This window comes from Streptomyces canus 299MFChir4.1 (assembly GCF_000383615.1).
Classification (GTDB): domain Bacteria; phylum Actinomycetota; class Actinomycetes; order Streptomycetales; family Streptomycetaceae; genus Streptomyces; species Streptomyces canus_C.
In genome coordinates this window covers 183298-199981 of sequence record NZ_KB911596.1, presented here as the reverse complement: position 1 = coordinate 199981, position 16684 = coordinate 183298, and the positions used below count along the sequence as shown (strand labels likewise).

The window sequence follows — 16684 nt, the reverse complement described above, 5'->3', positions numbered from 1 at the left end:
TTGAAAGAGCTGACAGTCGGCGTACCCAGCAGGCCTCCCGACGTGGCGGGGTCCTCGCATACGATGGCCGTTGCTCAGTAAGTCAAATGGAAACCGACCGTCCCAGGCCCGACCGGCAAGGAGACCAACCCCCGTGTCCGTCCTCTCGAAGATCATGCGTGCAGGCGAAGGCAAGATCCTGCGCAAGCTGCACCGCATCGCGGACCAGGTCAACTCCATCGAAGAGGACTTCATCGACCTCTCCGACGCCGAGCTGCGGGCCCTGACCGAGGAGTACAAGCAGCGGTACGCCGACGGTGAGAGCCTGGACGACCTGCTCCCAGAGGCGTTCGCCACCGTGCGCGAGGCCGCCAAGCGCGCGCTCGGCCAGCGCCACTACGACGTGCAGATCATGGGCGGCGCCGCCCTCCACCTCGGCTACGTGGCCGAGATGAAGACCGGTGAGGGCAAGACGCTCGTCGGCACGCTGCCCGCGTACCTGAACGCGCTGTCCGGCAAGGGCGTCCACCTCATCACGGTCAACGACTACCTGGCCGAGCGCGACTCCGAGATGATGGGCCGCGTCCACAAGTTCCTGGGCCTCGAGGTCGGTTGCATCCTCGCCAACATGACGCCGGCCCAGCGTCGCGAGCAGTACAACTGCGACATCACCTACGGCACGAACAACGAGTTCGGCTTCGACTACCTGCGCGACAACATGGCGTGGTCCAAGGACGAACTCGTCCAGCGCGGCCACAACTTCGCCATCGTCGACGAGGTCGACTCCATCCTGGTCGACGAGGCCCGTACGCCGCTGATCATCTCCGGCCCGGCCGACCAGGCCACCAAGTGGTACGGCGACTTCGCCAAGCTGGTCACCCGCCTGAAGAAGGGCGAGGCCGGCAACCCCCTCAAGGGCATCGAGGAGACCGGCGACTACGAGGTCGACGAGAAGAAGCGCACGGTCGCCATCCACGAGTCCGGTGTCAGCAAGGTCGAGGACTGGCTGGGCATCGACAACCTCTACGAGTCGGTGAACACCCCTCTGGTGGGCTACCTGAACAACGCCATCAAGGCGAAGGAGCTCTTCAAGAAGGACAAGGACTACGTCGTCATGGACGGCGAAGTCATGATCGTCGACGAGCACACCGGCCGTATCCTCGCCGGCCGCCGCTACAACGAGGGCATGCACCAGGCGATCGAGGCGAAGGAAGGGGTGGACATCAAGGACGAGAACCAGACCCTCGCCACGATCACCCTGCAGAACTTCTTCCGCCTGTACAAGCGCCACGACCACAACGGCAAGGAACAGCCGGGCCTCTGCGGCATGACCGGTACGGCGATGACCGAGGCCGCCGAGTTCCACCAGATCTACAAGCTCGGCGTCGTTCCGATTCCGACCAACCGGCCCATGGTCCGCAAGGACCAGTCGGACCTGATCTACCGCACCGAGGTCGCGAAGTTCGAGGCGGTCGTCGACGACATCGTCGAGAAGCACGAGAAGGGCCAGCCGATCCTCGTCGGCACGACGTCGGTCGAGAAGTCCGAGTACCTCTCCCAGCAGCTGAGCAAGCGCGGCGTCCAGCACGAGGTGCTGAACGCCAAGCAGCACGACCGTGAGGCGACGATCGTCGCCCAGGCCGGCCGCAAGGGTGCCGTCACCGTCGCCACCAACATGGCCGGCCGTGGTACCGACATCAAGCTCGGCGGCAACCCCGAGGATCTCGCCGAGGCGGAGCTGCGTCAGCGCGGCCTCGACCCCGAGGAGCACATCGAGGAGTGGGCCGCGGCTCTGCCGGCCGCCCTGGAGAAGGCCGAGCGAGCGGTCAAGGCGGAGTTCGAGGAGGTCAAGGAGCTCGGCGGCCTCTACGTCCTCGGTACCGAGCGGCACGAGTCGCGCCGTATCGACAACCAGCTGCGTGGTCGTTCCGGCCGTCAGGGCGACCCCGGTGAGTCCCGCTTCTACCTCTCCCTGGGCGACGACCTGATGCGGCTGTTCAAGGCCCAGATGGTCGAGCGCGTGATGTCGATGGCGAACGTCCCGGACGACGTCCCGATCGAGAACAAGATGGTCACGCGCGCGATCGCGTCCGCGCAGTCGCAGGTCGAGCAGCAGAACTTCGAGACCCGTAAGAACGTCCTGAAGTACGACGAGGTCCTCAACCGGCAGCGCGAGGTCATCTACGGCGAGCGGCGCCGCGTCCTGGAGGGCGAGGACCTGCAGGAGCAGGTCGTGCACTTCATGGACGACACGATCGACGCGTACATCGAGGCGGAGACCGCCGAGGGCTTCGCGGAGGACTGGGACCTCGACCGGCTGTGGGGCGCGTTCAAGCAGCTCTACCCGGTGAAGATCACCGTCGAGGAGCTGGAGGAGGCGGCGGGCGACCGCGCGGGTCTGACCGCCGAGTACATCTCCGAGTCCATCAAGGACGACATCCACGAGCAGTACGAGGCGCGCGAGGCGCAGCTCGGCTCCGAGATCATGCGCGAGCTGGAGCGCCGGGTCGTGCTGTCGGTCCTGGACCGCAAGTGGCGCGAGCACCTCTACGAGATGGACTACCTCCAGGAGGGCATCGGCCTGCGCGCGATGGCCCAGAAGGACCCGCTGGTCGAGTACCAGCGCGAGGGCTTCGACATGTTCACCGCCATGATGGAGGGCATCAAGGAGGAGTCCGTCGGCTACCTGTTCAACCTGGAGGTCCAGGTCGAGCAGCAGGTCGAGGAGGTCCCGGTCGAGGACGAGAGGCCGTCCCTCGCCAAGCAGGACTCCGTTCCGGCGCAGGCAGGCGCGCGTCCCGAGATCCGCGCGAAGGGACTCGACGCCCCGCAGCGCCGGGACCTGCACTTCTCCGCGCCGACCGTGGACGGCGAGGGCGGTGTCGTCGAGGGCGAGTTCGCCGACGACGACGAGCCCGTGCGCTCCGAGGCGGACGGCCTCACGCGCGCGGAGCGGCGCAAGCAGTCCCGTGGTCGGGGCCGGCGCAAGAAGTAGTGCCCATGGCGTGACGAGCGCCGTGGTGGATCGACGTGACGGTGCCGGTGGCGCCGTGACGTGATAAGGGCCGGTCACCTCGGGGGTGGCCGGCCCTTCGGCGTGTGAGGGGACTCGCGGGCTTCTCCGGGGCTGTCAGTCCTCGTCCGGACGGGGAGCCCGGGAGCCGCCCAGTTCGACCGCTGTGCAGCGCCAGCGCAGGTCCTGGCCCTGTTCCAGGCGGAAGGCCATGGCGCGCAGCTGGTCGCCGGCACCGATGCGGGCGAAGGCCTCCACGGCGCCCTGGCGGGGGACGTAGTAGCCGATGTCCCGGACGACGGGCCGGGCGCCGCGGGTGCGCAGGGGACCGCGTTCGGCGAGCCGGGCCAGCTCGTCGTAGGCGCGCCCAGCGGTGTGCCGGAGCATCGAGTGGACGGGGCGCTGGCCGCTCAGAACGGCGAGGAGAAGGTCGGCGAAGAGGTCGGTGGGGCGGGGCTGGGGGACCACGGGGCGCCGCGGGGCCTGGGGCGGGACGACCGCCGGGGTGGCGGTGCCGTGGGCTGCGGTGCGCGTTGCGGTGGCGGTGTTGCCCGGGCCGGTAGAGGCGCTGTCCGTGCCTGAGGTGGTGCCGCGCGTGCCGGTGGTCGTGGCGTCGGCCGTGGTGCCGCGCCGAGCGGCTCCCGTGGTCGTCGCGTTGGGCCCCGGGATGCTCTGCGGACGGCTGTCCGTGGGGCCCGTACGGGTGCGGGGACCGCTGCCGGGGGAGCCCGGTGGGCGGCCGTCGCCCGGGGCCGTGCGGGGCGTGCTGCCCCCGGGAGTGCGGGGCGGCGTGCCACCCGGGCGGCGGGAGTCGCGGCGGGCCGACGGGCGGGTGCCGGAAGGGTGCTGGGCCCTGGTCATGACCTTGTTCATGGGATCCCCGTTCAGTGGGCCCGGAGAGTACCGGGCGGTAACTTCTGGTTGGGGATCTTGTACGGGGCCGCGGACCGCGGCGGCAAGCGCGGGGCGGACCGGGTCGGGCGGCCGGACATGTTCACCTATCAGGGTGATCGCAGGGTGCGGAAGCCCGTGAATCCGGGGGCGGGGCGGGTGAATTCCGGGCCCGGGGTGGACGCCTGCCGAGGTCTGGGCAGGGACTCGAAAGGGGACGCCCGCACGTATCCTGAAGGCCTTCGCGGAGCCCCGCCGATGATGTTCTCCGACCACGAAAGCGGCCAGTCATGCGCGTCTACGTCCCCCTGACCCTCTCCGGTCTCGCCGAGGCGTACAAGACGGGTGAGCTGGGGGCCGGACCGCTCCTCGCCTACGCCGTCACACCCGCCCTGCGCGAGTGGTACCTCTCCGACGACATCGAGGAACTGGAGTACGCGGCGCTGAACCGGGCCGCGCTCGCGTCGCTGCGGCTGCTCGCCGCGGACGCCGGGGCCGTACGGCGCCGGGTCGTGGTGGCCGTCGACGTGGCCGACGGGGCGGCCGTCGCCGATCCCGACCGGGCACTGGATCCCGCGGCGCTCGGTGAGGTGCGGGTCGCCGGGGCCGTGAAGCTGGCCAAGGCCGCCGCGGTGCACGTCGACTCGGAGGACGCGGTGGAGGACGTCACCGCCGCCGTGGACGCGCTGGCGGCGGCGGACGCCGGGGACGACGACGCGCAGTTCGTCGTGGACGGGGCCGAGGACCACGAGCTGCTGTGGTTCGCGACGCAGGAGATCCCGAACCTCGTGGGGCTGGGCGGCTGAAGCCGTCTCCTGCGGTGCCAGGTCGCGGCTTTACCCGTCTTGACCTGCTGGTCTCTTCATTGTCAGTGGGGGCGGGTACGTTTTTGTCATGGGGAAGCTGACAGGGGCGCACATCGTCTGGGACTGGAACGGCACGCTGTTCCACGACAACGACGCGATCATCGGGGCGACGAACGCGGCGTTCGGCGAGCTGGGGCTCGCGCCGATCACGATGGAGCAGTACCGGGCGCTGTACTGCGTGCCGGTGCCCAAGTTCTACGAGCGACTGCTCGGCCGGCTGCCCACCGACGCGGAGTGGGAGGTCATGGACGAGACCTTTCACCGGTACTACGCCGAGCACCGGGTGGGGTGCGGGCTCACCGAGGGCGCGGTGGAACTGCTCATGGGGTGGCGGTCGGCCGGGCGCAGCCAGTCGATCCTCAGCATGTACGTGCATGACGAGCTGGTGCCGTTGGTGCGCGGGTTCGGGATCGAGGCGCACTTCCTGCGGGTGGACGGGCGGACGGGACCGTCCGGGGGGAGCAAGGCGGAGCACATGGAGCGGCATCTCGCCGCGCTCGTGGATGTGGACGCGGCCCGGACCGTGGTGATCGGGGACGCCGCGGACGACGCGGTGGCCGCGATGCGGGTGGGGGCGCGGGCCGTGCTGTACACCGGGGGGTCGCACAGCCGGGCCAGCCTCGAAGGGGTGGGCGTGCCTGTGGTGGACACCTTGGCGGAGGCGGTCGCGGAGGCCGAGCGAATAGCGGCGTGACCGGTTCACGCCGGCCCCGCGACCGCGACCGCGACCACGGCGGCATGCGGCGTCCCGTCGGCTAGGTCACCGGTGCCTTCGCCCTGAGCACCTTCAGGAACTCCCGCATCCAGCCCGAGTGGTCCGGCCAGGCGCGGGAGGAGACCAAGGTGCCGTCGACCACCACCTCGGTGTCCTGGAAGGCCGCTCCGGCCGACTGCATGTCGGGCTCCAGGGCCGGATAGGCCGTGACACGTCGGCCGCGGAGCCCGTCGATCGCCGCGGTGAGCAGGGGGCCGTGGCAGATCTGGGCCACCGGCTTGTCCGCGTCGAAGAAGGACTTGAGGATCTTGCGGAGCTCGGGGTCGTTGCGCAGGTACTCGGGCGCGCGGCCGCCGGGGATGACGAGAGCGGCGTACTCACCGGCGTCGACCTCGGCGAAGGCCAGGTCGGCGGGCCAGGTGTAGCCGGGCTTCTCGGTGTAGGTGTCGAAACCGGGTTCGAAGTCGTGGACCACGAAGCGGAGCTGCTTGCGGGCGGGAGCCGCGACATGGACGTCGTAGCCCTCCTCGCGGAGGCGTTGGTAGGGGTACAGGACCTCCAGTGACTCTGCTGCGTCACCGGTGACGATGAGGATTTTTGCGGTCATGTCGGCAAAGTGCACCGTCGGGACGCGCTTGCCAAGAGGGTGTGCGAAGGGAAGGGGAGAAAGTCATGGCCTGGATGTGGCGTAGACACTGTGCAGAGTGTCAAAGTTCCACCTCCGGTTTTGTACACATACGGCTCATGACGGCTCCCCTGTAAGGAGCGATAGCCTGGGTGGCGTGATCAGCGCGATAGTTCGCGGGGGCGCTGTGGCCCCCGCCCCGCGCCCGGTGCGCACGGAACACCTCCGTGGCCGGGCGGCGGCCGCTGGTCCTCGCGGGCGGGACGGGGCCGTAAGGGCCCTCATGACGCCGAATACGCCCTCGTCACCGGCGCGGCAGAGAGCAGCGTCACACCTGGCGAGCGTGTCGAGAATGGCTGATATCCCCCCGCTCATCTCACCTTGCGGCATAGCGTCGGAGCAGACCGGAGACCCCGGGCCGTGGCGTCGAGCCGCAGGGGAAGAGACCGTACTTCCTTCTACGTCACGCAACGGCGCGCGACAGGAGCCAGAGGACAATGCAGACCAAGCTGGACGAAGCCAAGGCCGAGCTGCTCGAGAGGGCTGCCCGGGTAGCTGAGAACAGCCCGGTCGGGGGGCACCTACCGACTGGGACGACGGACGACGAGACCTCCCGTACCCCGGACACCCCGGACAGTGAGACCGTGCTCGCGTTCCTCCAGCGCTACTACCTGCACACGGCACCGGAAGACCTCGCCGACCGCGACCCGGTCGACATCTACGGAGCCGCTCTCTCCCACTTCCGGCTGGGCGAGACGCGCCCGCAGGGCACGGCCAACGTGCGCGTGCACACGCCCACGGTGGAGGAGAACGGCTGGACCTGCACCCACTCGGTCGTCGAGGTCGTCACCGACGACATGCCCTTCCTCGTCGACTCCGTCACCAATGAGCTGACCCGGCAGGGGCGCGGCATCCATGTCGTCATCCACCCCCAGGTCGTCGTCCGCCGCGATGTCACCGGCAAGCTGATCGAGGTCCTCACCGCCCCGCCCTCCGCCGGTGACCTCCCGCACGACGCGCACACCGAGTCCTGGATCCACGTGGAGATCGACCGCGAGACCGACCGCGGTGACCTGAAGCAGATCAACGCCGACCTGCTGCGTGTCCTGTCCGACGTCCGGGAGGCCGTCGAGGACTGGGAGAAGATGCGGGACGCGGCCCTGCGGATGGCCGACGAACTGCCCGCCGAGCCCGTCGCCCCCGAGCTGCGTGACATGGAGATCGAGGAGGCCCGCGAGCTGCTGCGCTGGCTGGCCGCCGACCACTTCACCTTCCTCGGCTACCGGGAGTACCAGCTCAGGCCGGACGACTCCCTCGCGGCCGTGCCCGGCACCGGCCTCGGCATCCTGCGCTCCGACCCGCACCACGCCGGCGAGGAGGGCCACCCGGTCAGCCCGTCCTTCGAGCGGCTGCCCGCCGACGCCCGCGCGAAGGCACGTGAGCACAACCTGCTGGTTCTGACCAAGGCGAACAGCCGGGCAACGGTGCACCGGCCGTCGTACCTCGACTACATCGGGGTCAAGAAGTTCGACGCCGACGGCAATGTCATCGGCGAGCGACGTTTCCTCGGGTTGTTCTCCTCCGCCGCCTACACCGAGTCGGTGCGCCGGGTTCCGGTCATTCGGCGCAAGGTGGACGAGGTGCTCGAAAGGGCCGGTTTCTCGCCCAACAGCCACGACGGCCGCGACCTGCTCCAGATCCTGGAGACCTACCCGCGCGACGAGCTCTTCCAGACCCCGGCCGACGAGCTGGAGTCCATCGCCACCTCCGTCCTGTACCTCCAGGAGCGGCGGCGGCTGCGGCTCTACCTGCGCCAGGACGAGTACGGCCGCTACTACTCGGCCCTCGTCTACCTGCCCCGCGACCGCTACACCACCGGCGTCCGCCTGAGGATCATCGACATCCTCAAGGAGGAACTCGGCGGCATCAGCGTCGACTTCACCGCCTGGAACACCGAGTCGATCCTGTCCCGGCTGCACTTCGTGGTCCGCGTCCCGCCGGGTACCGAGCTGCCGCAGCTCAGCGACAGCGACAAGGAGCGCATCGAGGCCCGCCTGGTCGAGGCCGCCCGCTCCTGGGCCGACGGCTTCGCCGAGGCGCTCAACGCCGAGCTCGGCGAGGAGCGCGCCGCCGAACTGACCCGCCGCTACGGCAACGCGTTCCCCGAGGGCTACAAGGCCGACCACTCCCCGCGCTCCGCGGTCGCCGACCTCGTCCACCTGGAGCGGCTCGGCGAGGAGAACGACTTCGCGCTCAGCCTGTACGAGCCGGTGGGCGCCGCCCCCGAGGAGCGCCGTTTCAAGATCTACCGCAAGGGCGACGCCATCTCCCTGTCCGCCGTGCTGCCGGTCCTCAGCCGGCTCGGCGTCGAGGTGACGGACGAGCGGCCCTACGAACTGCGCTGCTCGGACCGCAGCATCGCCTGGATCTACGACTTCGGTCTGCGCATGCCCAAGTCGCAGAACGGCGGCGGTGACTACCTGGGTGAAGACGGCCGCGAGCGTTTCCAGGAGGCCTTCGCCGCCACCTGGACCGGCAAGGCGGAGAACGACGGCTTCAACGCCCTGGTGCTGAGCGCCGGTCTGGGCTGGCGCCAGGCGATGGTCCTGCGGGCGTACGCCAAGTACCTGCGCCAGGCGGGCTCGACGTTCAGCCAGGACTACATGGAGGACACCCTCCGCCACAACGTCCACACGACCCGGCTGCTCGTCTCGCTGTTCGAGGCGCGGATGTCGCCGGACCGCCAGCGCGCAGGCCACGAACTCGTGGACGCCCTCCTGGAGGAGCTCGACGCGGCGCTCGACCAGGTGGCCTCGCTGGACGAGGACCGGATCCTGCGCTCGTTCCTGACCGTCATCAAGGCGACCCTGCGCACCAACTTCTTCCAGGAGGCCGCGGGCGGCAAGCCGCACGACTACGTCTCCATGAAGTTCGACCCGCAGGCCATCCCCGATCTGCCGGCCCCGCGCCCGGCGTTCGAGATCTGGGTCTACTCGCCGCGCGTCGAGGGCGTGCACCTGCGCTTCGGCAAGGTCGCGCGCGGCGGGCTGCGCTGGTCCGACCGGCGTGAGGACTTCCGCACCGAGATCCTCGGCCTGGTCAAGGCGCAGATGGTGAAGAACACCGTCATCGTGCCGGTCGGCGCCAAGGGCGGCTTCGTCGCCAAGCAGCTGCCCGACCCGTCCGTCGACCGGGACGCGTGGCTGGCCGAGGGCATCGCCAGCTACAAGATGTTCATCTCGGCCCTGCTCGACATCACCGACAACATGGTCGCCGGTGAAGTCGTCCCGCCCGCCGACGTCGTACGGCACGACGAGGACGACACCTACCTCGTCGTCGCCGCCGACAAGGGCACCGCGACCTTCTCCGACATCGCCAACGGGGTCGCGGAGTCGTACAACTTCTGGCTCGGCGACGCCTTCGCCTCCGGCGGCTCGGCCGGCTACGACCACAAGGGCATGGGCATCACCGCCCGCGGCGCCTGGGAGTCCGTCAAGCGGCACTTCCGCGAACTGGACCTCGACACCCAGTCCGAGGACTTCACCGTCGTCGGCATCGGCGACATGTCCGGTGACGTGTTCGGCAACGGCATGCTGCTCTCCGAGCACATCCGCCTGGTCGCCGCCTTCGATCACCGGCACATCTTCATCGACCCGAAGCCCGACGCGGCCACCTCCTACGCCGAGCGCCGCCGCATCTTCGACCTCCCGCGCTCCAGCTGGGCCGACTACAACACCGAGCTGATCTCCACGGGCGGCGGCGTCTTCCCCCGTACCGCCAAGTCCATCCCGGTCAACGCCCACGTCCGCGAGGCCCTCGGCATCGAGGACAAGGTCACCAAGATGACCCCGGCCGATCTGATGAAGGCCATCCTCAAGGCGCCGGTGGACCTGCTGTGGAACGGCGGCATCGGCACCTACGTGAAGGCGTCCACGGAGACCCACGCGGACGTCGGCGACAAGGCCAACGACCCGATCCGCGTCGACGGCGCCGACCTGCGCGTGCGGGTCGTCGGCGAGGGCGGCAACCTGGGCCTGACCCAGCTCGGCCGGATCGAGTTCGCGCTGCACGGCGGCAAGATCAACACCGATGCCATCGACAACAGCGCGGGCGTGGACACCTCCGACCACGAGGTGAACATCAAGATCCTGCTCAACGGCCTGGTCACCGAGGGCGACATGACGGTCAAGCAGCGCAACAAACTGCTCGCCGAGATGACCGACGAGGTCGGCCGCCTGGTCCTGCGCAACAACTACGCGCAGAACACCGCCATCGCCAACGCGCTCGCCCAGTCCAAGGACATGCTCCACGCCCAGCAGCGCTTCATGCGCCACCTGGTGCGCGAGGGCCACCTCGACCGGGCCCTGGAGTTCCTGCCCACCGACCGCCAGATCCGCGAACGCCTCGGTGCCGCGCAGGGTCTGACCAGCCCGGAGACGGCCGTCCTGCTGGCGTACACGAAGATCACGGTCGCCGAGGAGCTGCTGCACACCTCGCTCCCGGACGACCCGTATCTGCACGGTCTGCTGCACACGTACTTCCCGAAGGCCCTGCGGGAGCAGTTCCCGGAGCACATCGACAACCACCCGCTGCACCGCGAGATCACCACGACCGTCCTGGTCAACGACACGGTCAACACGGGCGGTACGACCTATCTGCACCGCCTGCGCGAGGAGACCGGCGCGTCGCTGGAGGAGATCGTCCGGGCGCAGACCGTGGCCCGCGCGATCTTCCGCTCCAGCGTGGTGTGGGACGGGGTCGAGGCGCTCGACAACAAGGTCGAGGCCGCCGTACTGACCCGGATCCGCCTGCACTCGCGCCGGCTCGTCGAGCGTGGCACGCGCTGGCTGCTCAACAACCGGCCGCAGCCGCTCCAGCTCGCCGAGACCGTCGAGTTCTTCGGCGACCGCGTCGAACAGGTGTGGTCCCAGCTGCCCAAGTTGCTGCGGGGCGCGGACCTGGAGTGGTACCAGAAGATCTACGACGAGCTGAGCGGCGCCGGAGTCCCCGACGAACTCGCCACGCGCGTGGCCGGGTTCTCCTCGGCCTTCCCGACGCTGGACATCGTCTCGGTGGCCGACCGCATGGGCCGCGACCCGATGGACGTCGCCGAGGTGTACTACGACCTCGCCGACCGTCTCCACATCACCCAGCTCATGGACCGCATCATCGAGTTGCCCCGTGCCGACCGCTGGCAGTCCATGGCCCGTGCCTCCATCCGTGAGGACCTGTACGCGGCCCACTCGGCGCTGACGGCCGACGTACTGGCGGTGGGCAACGGCACGTCCACTCCCGAGCAGCGCTTCAAGGCCTGGGAGGAGAAGAACGCCCCGATCCTCGGCCGGGCGCGCACCACCCTGGAGGAGATCCAGAGCTCGGACGCCTTCGACCTGGCCAACCTGTCGGTGGCGATGCGCACGATGAGGACGCTGCTGCGGCAGCACTCGTAGGCGATACGACGACAGCGATACGACGACGAGGGCGCCCCGGACCATGTGGCCCGGGGCGCCCTCACTCATCCGGTCGTCCGTCCCGTACGGATTCTCAGGCGGCGACCTTCGGCTGCGGCTTGGCCTTGTCCGGGCCGCCCGTGAAGTCCTCATAGGCCGCCAGGACCTCGTCGGTGGGGCCGTCCATGCGCAGTTCGCCGCGCTCCAGCCACAGCACCCGGTCGCAGGTGTCGCGGATCGACTTGTTGCTGTGGCTCACCAGGAACACCGTGCCCGCGTGCTTGCGGAGTTCGCGGATGCGCTGCTCGGAGCGCTTCTGGAAGGAGCGGTCGCCGGTGGCGAGGGCCTCGTCGATGAGGAGGACGTCGTGGTCCTTGGCGGCGGCGATGGAGAAGCGCAGGCGGGCCGCCATGCCGGAGGAGTAGGTGCGCATCGGGAGGGTGATGAAGTCACCCTTCTCGTTGATGCCGGAGAAGTCGACGATCTCCTGGTAGCGGTCCCTGACCTGCTCGCGGGACATGCCCATGGCGAGGCCGCCGAGGTGGACGTTGCGCTCGCCGGTGAGGTCGTTCATCAGGGCCGCGTTGACGCCGAGGAGGGAGGGCTGGCCGTCGGTGTAGATCCGGCCGTTCTCCACCGGGAGCAGCCCGGCGACCGCCTTGAGCAGGGTCGACTTGCCGGAGCCGTTGGTGCCGATGAGGCCGATCGCCTCGCCCTTGTAGGCGACGAACGACACGTTCTTGACGGCGTGCACCTTGCGTACGCCCGCCGCCTTCTCGACCTGCCCTCGGCGCAGCATGCGGTTGAGGGCGGCGGTGGCGGAGCCCTTGCCGGCGCCGGTGCCGTTGACGCGGTAGACGATGTCGACGCCGTCGACGACGACGGTGGGGATCTGGTCGTTCTCGATGTCAGCCACGGCCGTACGTCTCCTCAGCCTTCCAGAAGTAGATGAAGCCGCCGATGCCGGCGACCAGCGCCCAGCCCACCGCGATCGCCCACACGTGGTGCGGCAGCTGACTGCCGTGGAAGCTGTCGATCAGGGAGTAGCGCATCAGGTCGATGTAGATGGCGGCCGGGTTGGCCTGGAGGACGGGCACCACCCAGGACGGCCAGTCGTGGTGGCCCTTGGCCAGCTTGTCGATGCTCCACATCACGCCGGAGACGTACATCCAGGTGCGCAGGACGAACGGCATCAGCTGCGCGATGTCCGGCGTCTTGGCGCCCATCCGCGCCATGATCATGGAGACGCCCGCGTTGAAGACCGACTGCAGTACCAGTGCCGGGACCGCCAGCAGCCAGGACGCGGCGATCGGGACACCGAAGCAGAGCAGGATGACGACCAGGGCGGCCATCGAGAACAGCAGCTGCTGGAGCTGCTGGAGGGCGAACGAGATCGGCAGCGCGGCCCGCGGGAAGTGCAGGGCGCGCACGAGGCCCAGGTTGCCGGAGATCGCGCGGGTGCCCGCCATGATCGAGCTCTGTGTGAACGTCCAGATGAACACGCCCGTGACCAGGAACGGGACGTAGTCCGGCACATTCCTCTTCGTGCCCAGCAGCACGCCGAAGATGAAGTAGTAGACCGCCGCGTTCAGCAACGGGGTCATCACCTGCCAGACCTGACCCAGCTTCGCCTGGCTGTACTGCGCGGTGAGCTTGGCGGTCGAGAACGCGGTGATGAAGTGGCGCCGTGCCCACAGCTGACGGACGTAGTCGGGCAGGGAGGGGCGGGCGCCGCTGACCGTGAGGCCGTGCCGGGCGGCCAGGGCCGAGAGGTCGTCGTCGGCCGGGGGCGCTGTCGGGGGCGGTGTGTCGAGGACCTGGCTCACATCCGCTGCTTTCGCTCGGGGGGTGGGGGTGGTGCGCGTGCGGTTGGCGCGCCCGTCGTCCGGCGTTTCCTTACGTGACTCTTTACGTTCTCTTACGTCGGGACGGGACCGTATCGTCGCAACGTGAGAGTAGGACGAGTGAGCGTCGGAACGCAACCGTTTCGTCGTGACGAACGACGTTGGAACGTAACCGTTTCGTCGTCACCCGTCACGTTGGAACGTAACCGTATCGTCGTGGCGTGCACCGTCGCGTCGACACTGTTTCGTCCCGACCGTCCGTTCCGACTACCCGCGTCGGAACGGGACCGTTTCGTCGCTACGCCCTATGCTGGTCCGCATGACGACCAACGCCGACGCGCCGCAGACCCGTACGCGCCGCCGTGCCCCGGCAGGAGCCGCCGTCCTCCGCGAGGATGTGACGGAAGCCATTCGGGCGGCCGTATTCGAGGAGCTCGCGGCGTCCGGGTACGCGCGGATGTCGATCGAGGGCATCGCGCGCCGCGCGGGTGTCGGCAAGACCGCGGTCTACCGCCGTTGGCGTTCCAAGCTGCACCTGGTCCTCGACGTGGTGTCGGAGATCGCGGTGATGGGTCTGCCGGTGCCGGAGACGGGCTCGCTGGAGGACGACCTGCGGATGCTGTACGAGGTGACGTCCCGGGCGCTGCGGCACCCGGTGGCCTCGCAGATCATCCCGGACCTCCAGGCCGAGGCGGCCCGTAACCCCGAGATCGCCGAGGCCCTGCAGAACGCGTTGCAGAAGGGCCAGGAGGGTGTCGCCAGCAAGATCATCGCGGCGGCGGAGCGGCGCGGGGAGCTCCGTACCGGCTTCAACGACGAACTGGCGCTCGATCTGATCTCCGGCCCCCTGTACTGGCGCTCGGTCGTGATCCGCAGCCCCAAGCTGCCGAAGGGGTATCTCGCGGCGCTGGCCAGGGCGACGACGGAGGCACTGAAGGCGCTCTGAGCCTCAGCGGCCGGGACCCTCGGCGGCCGGGCTGCCTGAGGGCTGCCTGCGGCCAGGCGGGGGCGGCTGGCCTCGCCCGCGAGGGGAGCCGCATGTCGGCAAAGGCCCGCGCCCCTTCCGGGCGCTGCCGTCAGCCGGTGAGGAGACGGGTGAGGGCCACCAAGTCGGCCGTCCTCAGCACCCGGTCGGCGAAGCCCGGCAGGGGCACGTGCAGGGGTGTCGTCCAGCGCTCCGGGACGGCCGTGACGCCGTACACCGCTCCGGCCAGACCGCCCGTCACCGCGGCCACCGTGTCCGTGTCGCCGCCCAGGTCGATCGCGGCGCGTAGGGCTGTCTCGTACGAGGTCGTCGTACGCAGCGCCCAGACGGCGGAGCCCAGGCAGGGCCATACGGCACCGTTGAACTCCGTGGCCTGGTCCGGGTGCCAGTCGGGGGCCAGGACGGTGGCGTAGCGCCCGCGGTGGTCTCGGTGGACCGCGTCAAGGGTGGCTTCCACGGCGTCCAGCGGGTTGTCGCCGGTCAGGGCCACCCGTACCAGTTCGTGGAAGACGGCCGTGCCCTCCCAGGCGGCCCGGTCGCCGTGGGTGAGGGCGGCCAGGCGGCGGCCGGCCGTCATGGTGGCCTCGCGGCCGTGGGCAGCGAAGTAGACGGCGGAGGGGGCCGCGCGCATCAACGCGCCGTTTCCCGCCGCCCGTTGGTTCACCTGGAAGTGGAGGGCGGCAGCGCTGTCCCAGGGGTCGCCGCTGCTCAGCACGGCCTCGGTCTGGAGGCCGATGTCCTTCGGCTCCGCCGCCGCCCACTGCTGGAACCGCCGGAAGACGTCCGCGAGTTCGAGTCCGCCGCACTCCACCAGGGACTCGGCGACCAGGACCGCCATCTGCGTGTCGTCGGTTGCCTCACCCGGATCCCAGCCGCCGCCCCCGCACATCTCGCCGCCGTGCCCCGGCTCCGGAAAGCGGTCCGAGAAGGCACCCTCCGGTCCGAACTCGAAGGGGGCACCCAAGGCGTCCCCCACAGCGGAACCGACGACGGCGCCCAGGGCGCGTTCTGCGCGAACGACCATCCGAGCAGGCTAGCCGTGAGCGGTTTTGGCGTCCCGCGCGAGCTTGTTCCGTGCTGTCAGGGCGTCCGCGCGGGCAAGCCCTGAGCTGTTACGGCCTCCCGCGCGGGCTTGTGTCAAACCGCTGTGCCCGTGCGGGAGGCCGTAACAGCCGCTGCGACCCGCCGTCCGCTCCGGCTCCGGACGGTCAGATCCTCAAGCCCTACTCGATGACGAGCTCGACCTCGATGTTGCCGCGGGTGGCGTTGGAGTAGGGGCAGACCTGGTGGGCCTGCTCGACGAGCTTGCGGCCGGTCTCGGCGTCGACGGAGTCGGGCAGCTCGACGCGGAGGGCGACCTTGAGGCCGAAGCCCTCGCCCTGCTTGCCTATGCCGACCTCGGCGGTGACGGCGGCGTCGCTGACGTCCACCTTGGCCTGGCGGCCGACGAGACCGAGGGCGCCGCCGAAACAGGCGGCGTAGCCGGCGGCGAACAGCTGCTCCGGGTTGGTGCCCTGTCCGTTGCCGCCCAGCTCCACCGGCGGGGCCAGAGCGACGTCGATCTTGCCGTCGTTCGTGTAGGCGCGGCCGTCGCGGCCGTGGGTGGCAGTGGCGGTGGCGGTGTAGAGCGCGTCCATGAAGATTGTCCCTCTCGAAGTTCGTTCCGGCGGCTCTTCCGCCGCCTCACGGCCATAAGTAGAGCACGCAATTCAATTGTACGCAACCAAATGGCTCGCACGGGCTATCCTGGACGCATGGACACGCCCCCGACCACCACCGACTGGCTCCGCCTCGACCAGCAGATCTGCTTCTCCCTGAACGCGGCCTCCCGCGCCTTCGGCAGCGTCTACCGCGTGATCCTCAAGGATCTGGGGATCACCTACCCGCAGTACCTGGTGATGCTGGTGCTGTGGGAGCACGGAGACCTGCCGGTCAAGAAGCTCGGCGAGCACCTGCGGCTCGACTCGGGCACCCTCTCCCCACTCCTCAAGCGACTGGAGGCGGCCGGTCTCGTCCGGCGTGAGCGCAGCGCCCGCGACGAGCGCTCGGTGGAGGTGCGGCTCACCGAGCAGGGCGTCGCCCTGCGCGAGCGCGCGGAGCGGGTGCCCCGCCGGATCGCCGCGGCGACCAACTTCGACGTGGACGAGATCAGCGCCCTGCGGGCCCGCCTCGACCAGCTCACCTCGGCTCTGGACGCGGCGGTGCACGCCGAACTGCCCGACGAGGGCTGAGAGGGCTGAGAGGGCTGAATGGGCTGAGAGCCCCGACGGCTGGGGCGCCCGCCCGGCCCGACCGCCTGGTTCACTGATACGCGCA

General features: G+C 69.6%; 12 protein-coding genes. 6 read left to right on the top strand and 6 right to left on the bottom strand.

The features are described 5' to 3' along the window. The first annotated feature begins 133 nt into the window (after positions 1–133). Positions 134–2974: a preprotein translocase subunit SecA gene (secA, locus tag H293_RS0128815; protein WP_020121294.1), complete on the top strand. Its 2841-nt coding sequence runs from the start codon at positions 134–136 to the stop codon at positions 2972–2974. Between the two features lie 135 nt (positions 2975–3109). Here secA and H293_RS0128810 read toward each other — a convergent pair whose 3' ends face one another. Continuing rightward, positions 3110–3865 (bottom strand): Rv3235 family protein, encoded by a 756-nt coding sequence (locus H293_RS0128810; protein ID WP_020121293.1) that lies wholly within the window; start codon positions 3863–3865, stop codon positions 3110–3112. Positions 3866–4173: 308 nt separating this feature from the next. Here H293_RS0128810 and H293_RS0128805 point away from each other — a divergent pair, with 308 nt between their 5' ends. Together H293_RS0128805 and H293_RS0128800 are read left to right on the top strand one after the other, a co-directional pair. Further along, entirely contained in the window at positions 4174–4689 is a 516-nt protein-coding gene (locus tag H293_RS0128805) for a DUF6912 family protein (protein ID WP_020121292.1), read from the top strand. Between the two features lie 88 nt (positions 4690–4777). Next, complete coding sequence (locus H293_RS0128800; RefSeq protein ID WP_020121291.1) at positions 4778–5443, top strand: HAD family hydrolase; 666 nt, start codon at positions 4778–4780, stop codon at positions 5441–5443. A gap of 61 nt (positions 5444–5504) precedes the next feature. Here the strand turns inward: H293_RS0128800 and H293_RS0128795 are convergent, their stop codons facing one another. Then, the gene (locus H293_RS0128795; RefSeq protein WP_020121290.1) at positions 5505–6071 is read right to left on the bottom strand and encodes a DJ-1/PfpI family protein; all 567 of its coding nucleotides are present in this window, start codon (positions 6069–6071) and stop codon (positions 5505–5507) included. A 515-nt stretch (positions 6072–6586) separates the two neighbouring features. Between H293_RS0128795 and H293_RS0128790 the strand changes: the two genes are divergently transcribed. Further along, complete coding sequence (locus tag H293_RS0128790; RefSeq protein ID WP_020121289.1) at positions 6587–11539, top strand: NAD-glutamate dehydrogenase; 4953 nt, start codon at positions 6587–6589, stop codon at positions 11537–11539. A gap of 94 nt (positions 11540–11633) precedes the next feature. On the opposite strand, the gene H293_RS0128785 is transcribed toward H293_RS0128790, so the two are convergent. Beyond that, positions 11634–12455 (bottom strand): ABC transporter ATP-binding protein, encoded by an 822-nt coding sequence (locus H293_RS0128785; protein ID WP_020121288.1) that lies wholly within the window; start codon positions 12453–12455, stop codon positions 11634–11636. Continuing rightward, the gene (locus H293_RS0128780; protein WP_020121287.1) at positions 12448–13365 is read right to left on the bottom strand and encodes an ABC transporter permease; all 918 of its coding nucleotides are present in this window, start codon (positions 13363–13365) and stop codon (positions 12448–12450) included. Before H293_RS0128780 ends, H293_RS0128785 begins: the two co-directional genes overlap by 8 nt. Before the next feature lie 325 nt (positions 13366–13690). On the opposite strand from H293_RS0128780, the gene H293_RS0128775 reads away from it, so the two are divergent. Then, a complete protein-coding gene (locus H293_RS0128775) occupies positions 13691–14329 on the top strand; it encodes a TetR/AcrR family transcriptional regulator (RefSeq protein ID WP_020121286.1) in 639 nt (212 codons plus the stop codon). A gap of 130 nt (positions 14330–14459) precedes the next feature. Here H293_RS0128775 and H293_RS0128770 read toward each other — a convergent pair whose 3' ends face one another. Continuing rightward, positions 14460–15392, bottom strand: coding sequence for an ADP-ribosylglycohydrolase family protein (locus H293_RS0128770; RefSeq protein WP_020121285.1), 933 nt, complete (start codon positions 15390–15392; stop codon positions 14460–14462). A 199-nt stretch (positions 15393–15591) separates the two neighbouring features. Continuing rightward, positions 15592–16005 (bottom strand): organic hydroperoxide resistance protein, encoded by a 414-nt coding sequence (locus tag H293_RS0128765; RefSeq protein WP_020121284.1) that lies wholly within the window; start codon positions 16003–16005, stop codon positions 15592–15594. Positions 16006–16122: 117 nt separating this feature from the next. Here H293_RS0128765 and H293_RS0128760 point away from each other — a divergent pair, with 117 nt between their 5' ends. Further along, positions 16123–16599, top strand: a complete 477-nt coding sequence (locus H293_RS0128760) for a MarR family winged helix-turn-helix transcriptional regulator (protein ID WP_020121283.1) — start codon at positions 16123–16125, stop codon at positions 16597–16599. Positions 16600–16684: the final 85 nt, after the last annotated feature.

Coding starts and splice junctions, on each gene's coding strand:
- H293_RS0128790 (WP_020121289.1), top strand. CDS start 6,587: ATGCAGACCAAGCTGGACGAAGCCAAGGCCGAGCTGCTCGAGAGGGCT.
- H293_RS0128800 (WP_020121291.1), top strand. CDS start 4,778: ATGGGGAAGCTGACAGGGGCGCACATCGTCTGGGACTGGAACGGCACG.
- H293_RS0128805 (WP_020121292.1), top strand. CDS start 4,174: ATGCGCGTCTACGTCCCCCTGACCCTCTCCGGTCTCGCCGAGGCGTAC.
- H293_RS0128810 (WP_020121293.1), bottom strand. CDS start 3,865: ATGAACAAGGTCATGACCAGGGCCCAGCACCCTTCCGGCACCCGCCCG.
- H293_RS0128760 (WP_020121283.1), top strand. CDS start 16,123: ATGGACACGCCCCCGACCACCACCGACTGGCTCCGCCTCGACCAGCAG.
- H293_RS0128795 (WP_020121290.1), bottom strand. CDS start 6,071: ATGACCGCAAAAATCCTCATCGTCACCGGTGACGCAGCAGAGTCACTG.
- H293_RS0128775 (WP_020121286.1), top strand. CDS start 13,691: ATGCTGGTCCGCATGACGACCAACGCCGACGCGCCGCAGACCCGTACG.
- H293_RS0128765 (WP_020121284.1), bottom strand. CDS start 16,005: ATGGACGCGCTCTACACCGCCACCGCCACTGCCACCCACGGCCGCGAC.
- H293_RS0128770 (WP_020121285.1), bottom strand. CDS start 15,392: ATGGTCGTTCGCGCAGAACGCGCCCTGGGCGCCGTCGTCGGTTCCGCT.